Here is an 11869-nt window from a genome sequence, read left to right as displayed (position 1 = left end):
ACCCACAAGGAAGACGCGATGAGTGATGAGCAAGAGTTGCTGCCCAAGCCGAGCCAGGAGGTTCGCCAATGGGCGATGTTCTGTCACTTGTCCGGCTTGCTGGGGATCTGGTTTCCATTTGGCAGTTTGATCGGGCCGCTGATCCTCTGGCAGATGAAGCGTGAGAAGGACTCGTTTATTGATGCGCAGGGTAAGGAAGCGCTGAATTTTCAGATCACGATGACCATTGCTACGCTCATTGGCGTGGGGCTGACGGTAGTGCTTATTGGGTATCTGCTGATTATCCCGGTGGTCATTTGCTCGTTTGTGCTGCCGATTATTGCTGGGGTGAAGGCTAACAACGGATTCCCTTACCGCTATCCGTTCACCTGGCGATTGCTCAAATAACGATCAACTCGAGTCCCCTGCATAAAAGCAAAAATCAGCGCCCACAAAAAAGCCGACAGCGATGTCGGCTTTTTTGCATCCACGAATCGACGCTTAGATGGTCAGCGTCCAGTCGTAGTCGACGATCAGCGGCGCGTGCTGCGAGAACCGTGGCTGACGCGGCAGGCGTGCGCTGCGCACGAAGCGCCTCAGGCCCGGAGTCAGGATCTGGTAGTCGAAGCGCCAGCCCAGATTCAGCATCTCGGCCTGTTCGTTGTCCGGCCACCAACTGTACTGGTCGCCTTCGCGGCTGACTTCGCGCAGGGCGTCTACGTAGCCCATGTTGCCGACAATCTCGTCCATCCAGGCGCGTTCTGGCGCCAGGAAGCCCGGGGATTGCTGGCTGTCGCGCCAGTTCTTGATGTCGAGCTTCTGCTGCGCGACGTACAGCGAGCCACAATAAATGTACTCGCGACGTTTGCGCCGCTGTTTGTCCAGGTACTTGCCGAAGTCGTCCATGAGCTTGAACTTCTGGTTCAAGTCCTCATCGCCGTTCATCCCCGAAGGAAGCAGCAAGGTGGCAATACTGACTTTGTCGAAATCTGCTTGCAGGTAGCGCCCGTAGCGGTCGGCCGTCTCGAAACCGAGACCGCTGATGACAGCCTTCGGTTGCAACCGCGAGTACAAAGCCACGCCACCTTGGGCGGGAACTTCTGCGTCGCAGGCATAAAGGAAGTAGCCATCCAGTTGGAAGGCTGGGTCGTCCAGTTCAAAGGCGGAGGCACGGGTGTCCTGCAGGCAGATGACGTCGGCATTCTGTGCCTGCAGCCAACTGAGCAAACCTCGCTCGACTGCAGCCTGAATACCATTGACGTTCACACTGATGATCCGCATAAATGGCCCCAAAAATCGCGTGCGTGTATGATACACGGCGTCAAGCTAATTAGCTAAATCCGTGGTATTTGGGGTTTTTTTCATGCAAGCGTATCAGCGCGATTTCATTCGTTTTGCCATCGATCGCGGCGTTTTGCGCTTCGGTGAGTTCACCCTGAAGTCCGGGCGCACCAGTCCTTACTTCTTCAATGCCGGCCTGTTCAACTCGGGCTCCGCGCTGGCGCAGCTGGGTCGTTTCTACGCCGCAGCCATCGCCGAGAGCGGAATTCCGTTCGACGTGCTGTTTGGCCCGGCCTACAAAGGCATCCCGCTGGCGGCAACCACTGCTGTGGCGCTGGCCGAGCACCACAACCGTGACCTGCCTTGGTGCTTCAACCGCAAGGAAGCCAAGGCCCACGGCGAAGGCGGCAGCCTGGTCGGCGCTCCGCTGACCGGCGACGTGCTGATCATCGACGACGTGATCACCGCCGGCACCGCGATCCGTGAAGTGATGCAGATCATCGCTTCCCAGGACGGCGCCAAGGCTGCCGGCGTGCTGATCGCCCTGAACCGTCAGGAGCGCGGCAACGGTGAGCTGTCGGCCATTCAGGAAGTCGAACGTGATTTCGGCATCCCGGTCATCAGCATCGTGTCGCTGAATCAGGTGCTGGAATTCCTGGCTGACGACCCGCAGCTCAAGCAGCACCTGCCAGCCGTTGAAGCCTATCGCGCCCAGTTCGGCGTCTGATCGCTTCTTCCGGGCAAAAAAAGACCCCGCTCAGTCTGACTGAACGGGGTCTTTTTGTTTGCGCTACGGCTTACGGACGCTTGCGATTGCTGATCAGCGTGCCCACACCGGTGTCGGTGAAGATTTCCAGCAGGATCGCGTTCGGTACGCGGCCGTCGATGATCAGCGAGCTGCCGACACCGCCCTGAACCGCTTCCAGTGCACAGCGGATCTTCGGCAGCATGCCGCCGTAGATGGTGCCGTCGGCGATCAGGTCGTCGACCTGCTGGGTGCTCAGGCCGGTCAGCACGGTGCCCGACTTGTCCATCAGGCCGGCGATGTTGGTCAGCAGCATCAGCTTCTCGGCTTTCAGCGCTTCGGCGACTTTACCGGCCACCAAGTCAGCGTTGATGTTGTACGACTCGCCATTCTCACCCACACCGATCGGCGCGATCACCGGGATGAAGTTGCCTTTGACCAGCAGGTTAAGCAGTTCGGTGTTGATCCCGACGACTTCGCCCACCTGGCCGATGTCGATGATTTCCGGCTGAGTCATCTCCGGGGTCTGGCGGGTGACGGTAAGCTTCTTGGCGCGAATCAGCCCCGCATCTTTGCCGGTCAGGCCGATGGCGCTGCCGCCGTGACGGTTGATCAGGTTGACGATGCTTTTGTTGACCTGACCGCCGAGGACCATTTCCACCACGTCCATGGTCGCCGCGTCGGTCACGCGCATGCCGTCGACGAAGTGGCTTTCGATCGACAGGCGCTTGAGCAGATCACCGATCTGCGGGCCGCCGCCGTGAACCACGACCGGGTTGATCCCCACGGCTTTCATCAAGACGATGTCGCGGGCGAAGCCGGTTTTCAGCTCCTCGCTTTCCATCGCGTTGCCGCCGTATTTGATCACCAGGGTCTTGCCGACATAACGTCGGATGTAAGGCAGCGCTTCGGACAGGACCTGGGCGGTGTGGGCGGCGGCTTCGCGTTCGAGGGTCATTCAGGGCTCCGGGTGAATCAGAAATCAGAACGGTAGTTGGAGATCAGGTGCAACGCGTTTCAGTTGGGCATGGAACACAGCCTTGATGCGCTGCAATTCAGCCTCGTCATCGGCCTCGAAACGCAGCACCAGCACCGGTGTGGTGTTGGAGGCGCGCACCAGGCCCCAGCCTTTGGCGTAATCGACCCGCACGCCGTCAATGGTGGTCAGGTCGGCGCCTGGACCCCACTGCGCATCGTGCAGTGCATCAATGATGCTGAATTTGCTCTCTTCGGTCACATGGATATTGATTTCCGGCGTGGAAATATCGTTCGGGAAGGTCGCGAACAGCGTTTCCGCGTCGGATTTTTCCTTGCTGAGGATTTCCAGCAGCCGTGCGGCGCTGTAAATGCCGTCGTCGAAACCGAACCAGCGTTCCTTGAAGAAGATGTGCCCGCTCATTTCACCGGCCAACAACGCGCCGGTCTGTTTCATTTTCTTTTTGATCAACGAGTGACCGGTCTTCCACATTAACGACTGGCCGCCATATTCCTTGATCAGCGGGATCAGGCGACGGGTGCATTTGACGTCGAAGATGATTTCCGCGCCCGGGTTGCGGGCCAGCACGTCGCGGGCAAACAGCATCAGCAGGCGGTCCGGGAACACGATGGTGCCGGTGTTGGTCACCACGCCGACGCGGTCGCCGTCACCGTCGAAGGCCAGGCCGATGTCAGCCTTGGTTTCCTTGACCTTGGCGATCAGGTCGACAAGGTTTTCAGGCTTGCCCGGGTCCGGGTGGTGGTTCGGGAAGTTGCCGTCGACTTCGCAGAACAGCGGGATGACTTCGCAGTTCAGCGCTTCGATCAGTTGCGGGGCGATCACGCCGGCCGCGCCGTTGCCGCAATCGACCACGACTTTCAGGCGCCGGGCCAGTTTGATGTCCTGGACGATTTCGGTGGTGTAGCGGTCGAGGATCTCGACCTGGGTCACGCTGCCCTGGCCGCTGCTCAGGTTGCCGGTCTTGATACGCTCATGCAGAACCTGGATCTGTTCGTTGGCGAGGGTGTCGCCGGCGATCACGATCTTGAAGCCGTTGTAGTTCGACGGGTTGTGGCTGCCGGTAAGCATCACGCCGGATTTGCCCGCCAGCACGTTGGCGGCGTAATACAGCGCCGGGGTCGGCACCAGGCCGACGTCACTGACGTGGCAGCCGCTTTCGGCGATGCCGCGAATCAGCGCGGCAACCAGTTCAGGACCGGACAAGCGGCCGTCACGGCCAACGGACACGTTCGGTTCACCCTGGGCCAGGCTCTGGGAGCCGATGGCGCGGCCGATCCAGTAGGCGGTTTCGGCATTGAGGAATTCCGGCACGGTGCCGCGAATGTCATAGGCGCGGAAGATGCTGTCGGGAAGCTTCGGGGCGACTTGGGCGGGGGTGCTCATCTGCGGAAATGCTCCATCTCGAAAGTGGCGGGACACGCCGACGAATCATCTCGGCGGCTGGCTCAAACTGAAGGGTATGACGGCGGTTTTCACAGAGAGTTCGTGGTGTGAAAGGGCCATGACGCCTTGTCCGGCGTGGCTTTGGCCTGCCAATGCCTTGATTTTCGGTGCTAAACCTTGCAGATGACATTTTGAAATTCGTGGCGAGAAACACGCCCTCGCCACGACAGATTTCTAGCCGATCACTTGGTGCCAGAGTGGCCGAAACCGCCAGCGCCGCGCTCAGTTTCGACGAACTCTTCAACCATTTCGAAGTGCGCCTGCACCACCGGCACCAGCACCAGTTGCGCCAAACGCTCGCCGACCGGCATGGTGAATTCGGTCTGGCCACGGTTCCAGCAGGAGACCATCAGCGGGCCCTGGTAATCGGAGTCGATCAGACCGACCAGATTGCCCAGCACGATGCCGTGCTTATGGCCCATGCCCGAGCGCGGCAGGATCAGCGCGGCAAGGTTCGGGTCGCCGATGTACACCGACAGACCGGTAGGGATCAGCACGGTTTCACCCGGCTTGATCACGATTTCCTCTTGCAGCATGGCGCGCAGGTCGAGACCGGCGGAGCCTGGTGTGGCGTATTGCGGCAGCGGGAATTCGGTACCGATGCGTGGGTCGAGGATCTTGGCTTGCAAAGCGTGCATGTAAATTAAACCTGGTTCAGACGTTCGGCGATAAAAGTGACCAGTTGGCGAGCGATCTTGCTCTTGCTGGTCTGGGCGAAAACCGTGGCGTGCAGCCCACGGTCGATGACGCTGCAGGCGTTTTCTTCGCTGTTGAAGCCGATACTCGGGTTGGCGACGTCGTTGGCGACGATCAGATCGAGATTCTTGTCCTTCAGCTTGCGTGCAGCGTAGTCGAGCAGGTGTTCGGTCTCGGCGGCGAAGCCGACACTGAACGGACGGTCGGGACGGGTCGCGATGGTGGCCAGGATGTCCGGGTTGCGCACCATTTGCAGGACGAAGCCGTCACCGCTCGTAGGATCTTTCTTTAATTTTTGCGGGGCGACGACTTCCGGACGGTAGTCCGCGACCGCCGCCGAGGCGATGAAGATGTCGCAAGGGATCGCGGCTTCACAGGCGGCGAGCATGTCGCGGGCGCTGACCACGTCGATACGGGTGACGCGATCCGGTGTCGGCAAATGCACCGGGCCGCTGATCAGCGTGACGCGGGCGCCGGCTTCCACCGCCGCTTCCGCCAGGGCGAAGCCCATTTTGCCGGAGCTGTGGTTGGTGATGTAGCGCACCGGGTCGATGTTTTCCTGGGTCGGGCCAGCAGTGATCACCACGTGCTTGCCGGTCAGTGCCTGACGCTGGAAGCAGTCTGCCGCGAGCTGGGCCAGGTCGGTGGCTTCCATCATGCGGCCCATGCCGACGTCGCCGCAGGCCTGGCTGCCGGAGGCCGGGCCGAAGGTCTTCAGGCCGCGGCTTTCAAGGAGTTGCAGGTTGGCCTGGGTCGCCGGATCGCGCCACATGGCCTGGTTCATCGCCGGAGCGACAGCGACGATGGCGTCGGTGGCCAGCACCAGTGTGGTCAGCAGATCGTTGGCAATGCCTTGAGCCAGACGGGCCAGCAGGTCGGCGGTGGCCGGGGCGATCAGCACCAGATCGGCCCATTTGGCCAGTTCGATGTGGCCCATCGCCGCTTCGGCTGCCGGGTCGAGCAAATCCAGGTGAACCGGGTGGCCGGACAGCGCCTGCATGGTCAGCGGGGTGATGAATTCGCTGCCGCCACGGGTCATGACCACGCGCACTTCGGCGCCCTGGTCGATCAGGCGGCGAACAAGGTCAGCGCTCTTGTAGGCAGCGATACCGCCGCCGACGCCCAGAACGATGCGTTTCCGATACAGCCGCTGCATAGGTCTGCCTTTCATTTCGTTGGTGACATACGTGGCGAAACCCCCTCCCCAGGGTGAATTCGCCCGCAAAAAAGATGGGCTACGATATCACAGCGACCGCTACGGAACAGCGGCGCCCACAGACAAGGAATGTGTATGAGTATTCGCGATTGGCCGGCGGCGGAAAGGCCGCGGGAGAAGCTGCTTGAACAGGGCTCGGGAAGTCTTTCCGATGCCGAATTGCTGGCGATTTTTTTACGCACCGGCGTATCCGGGAAAAGCGCGGTGGATCTGGCGCGACACTTGTTGAATCAGTTCGGCAGCCTGCGTGCGTTGCTGGAGGCAGATCTCGGGGCGTTCAGCGAGCAATTGGGGCTGGGGCCGGCGAAATTTGCTCAATTGCAGGCGGTGCTGGAGATGGCCCGGCGGCATCTGGCCGAGCGCATGCGCCAGAAACCGACGCTGGAAAATCCACAGGTCGTACGCGACTACCTCAAAGCCATGCTGCGCCACGAGCCACACGAGGTGTTCGGTTGCCTGTTTCTGGACTCAAAACACCAAGTGCTGACCTTCGAACCGCTGTTTCGGGGCTCCATCGACAACACCGCCGTACATCCCAGGGAAGTGGTGAAGCGTGCGCTGGCGAACAATGCGGCAGCCGTGATCCTGTGCCACAACCACCCGTCGGGAAACACGGATCCCAGTCAGGCTGATCGATTATTGACCAAGCGATTGCAGAAAGCGCTTGAGCTGATCGATGTGCGAGTGCTCGATCACTTCATCGTCGGAGATGGCGAGCCGTTGTCGATGGCGGAGTGTGGCTGGATGTAGCTCGCAGCGACTGCAGTCGCTGCGAGCCGGGGCGGATTACTTGAAGGTGACCTTGGAGTAATCCTGCCGCCCGAACGGGGAGACCGAGTAACCCTGCACGTCTTTACGCGTCAGCGCATACGCGGTCGGATGCGCCAGCGGCAGCCACAACGCCTGCTGCTGAATCTGCGCCTGTGCCTGTTCGTAGAGCTTGGTGCGTACGCCTTGCTCGCTGGTGGTCTTGCCGGCGCTGATCAGTTTGTCCAGATCGGCGTTGCAGTAGCGGGCGAAGTTGGTGCCGGACTTCACTGCCGCGCAGGAAAACTGCGGCGTGAGGAAGTTGTCCGGGTCGCCGTTGTCGCCGGCCCAGCCCATGAACAGCAGGTCATGCTCGCCAGCCTTGGCGCGACGGATCAACTCGCCCCATTCGATCACGCGGATTTCCGCCTGAATGCCGATTTCCGCCAGGTCCGATTGCAGCAGTTGTGCACCCAGGCTCGGGTTCGGGTTGAGCAGGCTGCCGGACGGACGCGTCCAGATGGTGGTCTGGAAGCCGTCCTTCAATCCGGCCTTGGCCAGCAACGCCTTGGCTTTCTCCACATCGTGCGGGTAGCCCGGCAGGCTCTTGGCGTAGCTCCAGGTGTTCGGTGGATACGGGCCGTTGGCGGCTTCGGCGGTGTCTTCGAACACAGCCTTGAGGTAGTTGGCCTTGTCGAAGGCGAGGTTGATCGCCTGACGTACTTCCGGCTTGTCCAGCGGCGGATGCTGGCTGTTGATACCGACGAATGCGGTCATGAACGCGTCAGTTTTTTCGACTTTCAGCGTCGGTTCTTCCTTCGCGGCCTGTACGTCCAATGGTTTTGGCGACAGGGCAATCTGGCACTCGTTACGCCGCAGCTTTTGCAGGCGCACGTTGGCGTCCGGGGTAATGGCGAAGATCAACGGATCCACCGCAGGCTTGCCGCCGAAGTAGTCCGGGTTGGCCTTGTAGCGGATCGACGCGTCTTTCTGGAATCGGGTGAAGACGAACGGGCCGGTGCCGACCGGTTGGCTGTTGAGCTTGTCGGTCGCGCCGGCTTTCAGCAGTTTGTCGGCGTATTCGGCGGAATAGATCGAGGCAAAACCCATGCTCAGGGTCGCGAGGAACGTCGAGTCCGGGTGGTCGAGGGTGAAGCGCACGGTCAGCGGATCCAGTGCGTCGATCTTCTTGATCAGGCTCGGCAACTGCATCGACTGGGCGTGCGGGAAGCCGCTCTGGGCGACCTTGTGCCACGGGTTGGCCGGGTCGAGCATGCGGTCGAAGCTGAATTTGACGTCTTCGGCGGTCAGCTCGCGGGTCGGCTTGAAGTAGTCGGTGGTGTGAAACTTCACCTGCGGGTGCAGTTTGAACACATAGCTCAGGCCATCGGTGTTGACTTCCCAGCTATCGGCCAGGCTCGGGACCACCTTGCCGCTGGCGGTATCGAAGTCCACCAGGCGATTCATCAGCACGTCGGCCGAAGCGTTGGTGGTGGTCAGCGAGTTGTATTGCACCACGTCGAACCCTTCGGGGCTGGCCTCGGTGCACACGCTCAGGGCGGCGGCATGGGCCAGGGGGCTCAGCAATAGCGGGGCGAGCAGCAGGGGGAGGGCAGCGAGGCGCATGGTCGGCTTCCTTTACAGATCGAAGGCCCATCTGCAAGTGCAGTCTGGAAAAGGCCTACCCTAGTGGTCGCGATTGCAAATGACTATCCCCTTTTTGCATTTTCGGGGCTGCGCGGCTGAGGATTTATCGGAAGTGGCGGCAGGAAAAGTCTCGATTGCGGGTATGATCGGTTTTCTTCGACGAATGGTAAAAATTGCCGCCAGCCTTTGCCCAAGCCGCTTGCGGGCGGAAAAAGCGGCTTTTTAGCCATTCTTTGCACACGGAAAGTTGTTGCTCCGTGGTCTTTCTGGTATAAAGCAGCGCTCTTTTCTAGGGGCCCGGTTCCTTCGCTTGTAGGTGTAGCCGGTAAGACCTCTAAAGAATCGCGGCGCCTGGCGCCACAATGACTAGAGATTAAGCGGCCAACCCATGCCGGGTTGGGCATGTGGTTTTAGAGGGCTGAGGCATGTCTAGAGTATGTCAAGTTACCGGTAAGGGTCCGGTGACTGGGAACAACATTTCCCACGCAAACAACAAAACCCGTCGTCGTTTCCTGCCGAACCTGCAGCATCACCGCTTCTGGGTTGAAGAAGAGAAACGTTTCGTACGCCTGCGCGTTTCCGCCAAAGGCATGCGTATCATCGACAAGCGTGGCATCAGCGTTGTGCTGGCCGAGCTGCGTCGCGACGGCAAGGTTTAAGGGAGCTAATCATGCGTGAATTGATTCGTTTGATCTCGAGCGCCGGTACTGGTCACTTCTACACTACCGACAAGAACAAGCGTACTACCCCGGACAAAATCGAGATCAAGAAATATGATCCGGTTGTTCGCAAGCACGTGATCTACAAGGAAGGCAAAATCAAGTAATTGATTTTTCCCGACTTACGAAAAAGGCCCGTATCTCACGATACGGGCCTTTTTTGTTGCCTGATGAAAGGCCTCAGGCCTTCTGTTCGAAGATCACATAGACCTTGCGGCACGCCTCCAGCACTTCCCAGGTGCCACGGAAGCCGGCCGGAATCACGAAGCGGTCACCGACACGCAGGGTTTTGGCATTGCCTTCGCCGTCACGTAGCACCGAAACGCCTTGCAGGATTTCGCAGTATTCATGCTCGGTGTAATTCACTGTCCATTGCCCGACTGCACCTTCCCACACGCCGACGCCCATTTGCCCGCAAGGGCTGTCGTATTGATTGAACACCGCTTGTTCGGGATCGCCCTTGAGGACTTTTGCCGGGTCCGGGCGGTAGCGTTCGGCCTGGTCCATGGTCAGGCTGATGTCGACGACGTTCTGGATGTTCATTGTTGTTTTCTCCCGTGATGACGGCGCGGTGGCTTGAAGGGGCCAAAGTCTATGTTGATTAAATTGAACGCCGCAAGGCTGTATAACCGCCTTATGTCAAATATATTGAAACAACCCCGGCCGCTGGTTTAGGGTGGCGGGTGCCTTGGGCCGAAAACAGGCTGGCCGGGCAGAATTCCTGAGGACGCCGGCGAAGATCGCGCGGCGCTCGTATTCAACAAGAGGAGGACACTCGAATGACCACCCTGACTCGTGCCGACTGGGAACAACGCGCCCGCGACCTGAAGATCGAAGGCCGCGCCTACCTTAATGGCGAGTACACCGATGCCGTCTCCGGCGAGACCTTCGAGTGCATCAGCCCGGTCGATGGCCGTCTGCTGGGCAAGATTGCCAGCTGTGACGCCGCCGATGCCCAGCGCGCTGTGGAAAACGCTCGCGCCACTTTCAATTCCGGCGTCTGGTCGCGCCTGGCACCGACCAAACGCAAAGCCACCATGATCCGTTTCGCCGGCCTGCTCAAGCAGCACGCCGAAGAGCTGGCCCTGCTCGAAACCCTCGACATGGGCAAGCCGATCAGCGATTCGTTGTACATCGACGTTCCGGGCGCGGCGCAAGCGCTGAGCTGGAGCGGTGAAGCGATCGACAAGATCTACGACGAAGTCGCCGCGACTCCGCACGATCAGTTGGGACTGGTAACCCGCGAGCCAGTGGGCGTGGTTGGCGCCATCGTGCCGTGGAACTTCCCGCTGATGATGGCCTGCTGGAAACTTGGCCCGGCGCTGTCGACCGGTAACTCGGTGATCCTCAAGCCGTCGGAAAAATCCCCGCTGACCGCCATCCGCATCGCCGAACTGGCGGTTGAAGCCGGCATTCCGAAAGGCGTGCTGAACGTGTTGCCGGGTTATGGCCACACCGTCGGCAAAGCCTTGGCGCTGCACAATGACGTCGACACGCTGGTGTTCACCGGTTCGACCAAGATCGCCAAGCAGCTGATGATCTATTCCGGCGAATCGAACATGAAGCGCGTCTGGCTGGAAGCCGGCGGCAAGAGCCCGAACATCGTGTTTGCCGATGCGCCGGACCTGCAGGCTGCGGCCGAGTCCGCTGCCAGCGCCATCGCCTTCAACCAGGGCGAAGTCTGCACCGCCGGTTCGCGTCTGCTGGTCGAGCGTTCGATCAAGGACAAATTCCTGCCGATGGTGATCGAGGCGCTGAAAGCCTGGAAGCCAGGTAACCCGCTGGATCCGGCCACCAACGTCGGTGCGCTGGTCGACACCCAGCAGATGAACACCGTGCTGTCCTACATCGAGTCGGGCCACACCGACGGCGCCAAACTGGTGGCCGGCGGCAAGCGCATCCTTCAGGAAACCGGTGGCACTTACGTCGAGCCAACGATTTTCGACGGCGTGAGCAACGCGATGAAGATCGCTCAGGAAGAAATCTTCGGCCCGGTGCTGTCGGTCATCGCCTTCGACACGGCCGAGGAAGCGATCAACATCGCCAACGACACGCCTTACGGCCTGGCGGCAGCGGTCTGGACGCAGGACATTTCCAAGGCTCACCTGACCGCCAAGGCACTGCGTGCCGGCAGCGTGTGGGTCAATCAGTACGATGGCGGCGACATGACCGCACCGTTCGGCGGCTTCAAGCAGTCGGGCAACGGCCGTGACAAGTCGCTGCACGCGTTCGACAAATACACCGAGCTGAAGGCGACCTGGATCAAGCTGTAAACCGTTGAGGGGGCCTGCTCCGGCAGGCTCCCGAACGATACAAAGATCCCTGTGGGAGCGAGCTTGCTCGCGAAAGCGGTGTATCCGTCAGCACATCTGCTGAATGTGAAACCGTTATCGCGAGCA

General features: G+C 60.3%; 12 protein-coding genes and 1 pseudogene. 6 read left to right on the top strand and 7 right to left on the bottom strand.

From position 1 onward, the window contains the following. Nucleotides 1–18 precede the first annotated feature (18 nt). The gene (locus AC07N4_RS17320; protein ID WP_096817279.1) at nucleotides 19–387 is read left to right on the top strand and encodes a DUF4870 domain-containing protein; all 369 of its coding nucleotides are present in this window, start codon (nucleotides 19–21) and stop codon (nucleotides 385–387) included. Nucleotides 388–480: 93 nt separating this feature from the next. Here the strand turns inward: AC07N4_RS17320 and crc are convergent, their stop codons facing one another. Continuing rightward, nucleotides 481–1260, bottom strand: a complete 780-nt coding sequence (gene crc, locus AC07N4_RS17315) for a catabolite repression control protein Crc (protein ID WP_007920349.1) — start codon at nucleotides 1258–1260, stop codon at nucleotides 481–483. A gap of 82 nt (nucleotides 1261–1342) precedes the next feature. On the opposite strand from crc, the gene pyrE reads away from it, so the two are divergent. Beyond that, nucleotides 1343–1987 (top strand): orotate phosphoribosyltransferase, encoded by a 645-nt coding sequence (gene pyrE, locus AC07N4_RS17310; protein ID WP_011336558.1) that lies wholly within the window; start codon nucleotides 1343–1345, stop codon nucleotides 1985–1987. Between the two features lie 70 nt (nucleotides 1988–2057). Here the strand turns inward: pyrE and argB are convergent, their stop codons facing one another. The 4 genes and pseudogenes from argB to coaBC all read right to left on the bottom strand — a co-directional run bounded on the left by argB (nucleotide 2058) and on the right by coaBC (nucleotide 6297). Beyond that, complete coding sequence (gene argB / locus AC07N4_RS17305; protein ID WP_003229488.1) at nucleotides 2058–2963, bottom strand: acetylglutamate kinase; 906 nt, start codon at nucleotides 2961–2963, stop codon at nucleotides 2058–2060. A gap of 24 nt (nucleotides 2964–2987) precedes the next feature. Then, nucleotides 2988–4391 (bottom strand): annotated as a pseudogene (locus AC07N4_RS17300) (phosphomannomutase/phosphoglucomutase); the annotation flags it as partial. Between the two features lie 236 nt (nucleotides 4392–4627). Next, nucleotides 4628–5083, bottom strand: coding sequence for a dUTP diphosphatase (gene dut, locus AC07N4_RS17295; RefSeq protein ID WP_096817283.1), 456 nt, complete (start codon nucleotides 5081–5083; stop codon nucleotides 4628–4630). A gap of 5 nt (nucleotides 5084–5088) precedes the next feature. After that, nucleotides 5089–6297, bottom strand: coding sequence for a bifunctional phosphopantothenoylcysteine decarboxylase/phosphopantothenate--cysteine ligase CoaBC (gene coaBC / locus AC07N4_RS17290; protein ID WP_085708873.1), 1209 nt, complete (start codon nucleotides 6295–6297; stop codon nucleotides 5089–5091). Nucleotides 6298–6432: 135 nt separating this feature from the next. Here coaBC and radC point away from each other — a divergent pair, with 135 nt between their 5' ends. Then, nucleotides 6433–7107 carry a RadC family protein gene (radC, locus tag AC07N4_RS17285; protein ID WP_096817287.1) on the top strand — a complete coding sequence of 225 codons (675 nt, stop codon included), beginning with the start codon at nucleotides 6433–6435 and terminating at the stop codon, nucleotides 7105–7107. Nucleotides 7108–7143: 36 nt separating this feature from the next. On the opposite strand, the gene AC07N4_RS17280 is transcribed toward radC, so the two are convergent. Then, a complete protein-coding gene (locus tag AC07N4_RS17280) occupies nucleotides 7144–8730 on the bottom strand; it encodes an ABC transporter substrate-binding protein (RefSeq protein WP_493065623.1) in 1587 nt (528 codons plus the stop codon). A gap of 446 nt (nucleotides 8731–9176) precedes the next feature. Between AC07N4_RS17280 and rpmB the strand changes: the two genes are divergently transcribed. Next, a complete protein-coding gene (gene rpmB / locus AC07N4_RS17275) occupies nucleotides 9177–9410 on the top strand; it encodes a 50S ribosomal protein L28 (RefSeq protein WP_003177273.1) in 234 nt (77 codons plus the stop codon). Nucleotides 9411–9421: 11 nt separating this feature from the next. After that, on the top strand, nucleotides 9422–9577 hold the full coding sequence (gene rpmG / locus AC07N4_RS17270; RefSeq protein ID WP_003177274.1) for a 50S ribosomal protein L33: 156 nt from the start codon (nucleotides 9422–9424) through the stop codon (nucleotides 9575–9577). 73 nt (nucleotides 9578–9650) lie between these two features. Here rpmG and AC07N4_RS17265 read toward each other — a convergent pair whose 3' ends face one another. Beyond that, nucleotides 9651–10013, bottom strand: coding sequence for a cupin domain-containing protein (locus AC07N4_RS17265; RefSeq protein ID WP_085708876.1), 363 nt, complete (start codon nucleotides 10011–10013; stop codon nucleotides 9651–9653). Nucleotides 10014–10249: 236 nt separating this feature from the next. On the opposite strand from AC07N4_RS17265, the gene AC07N4_RS17260 reads away from it, so the two are divergent. After that, nucleotides 10250–11743: an aldehyde dehydrogenase gene (locus AC07N4_RS17260; protein ID WP_085708877.1), complete on the top strand. Its 1494-nt coding sequence runs from the start codon at nucleotides 10250–10252 to the stop codon at nucleotides 11741–11743. The last annotated feature ends 126 nt before the right edge of the window (nucleotides 11744–11869 follow it).

This window comes from Pseudomonas sp. GW821-FHT09E04 (genome assembly GCF_059416185.1).
The sequence above is the reverse complement of the archived record's forward strand: the minus strand, read 5'-3'. Positions and strand labels throughout refer to the sequence as shown.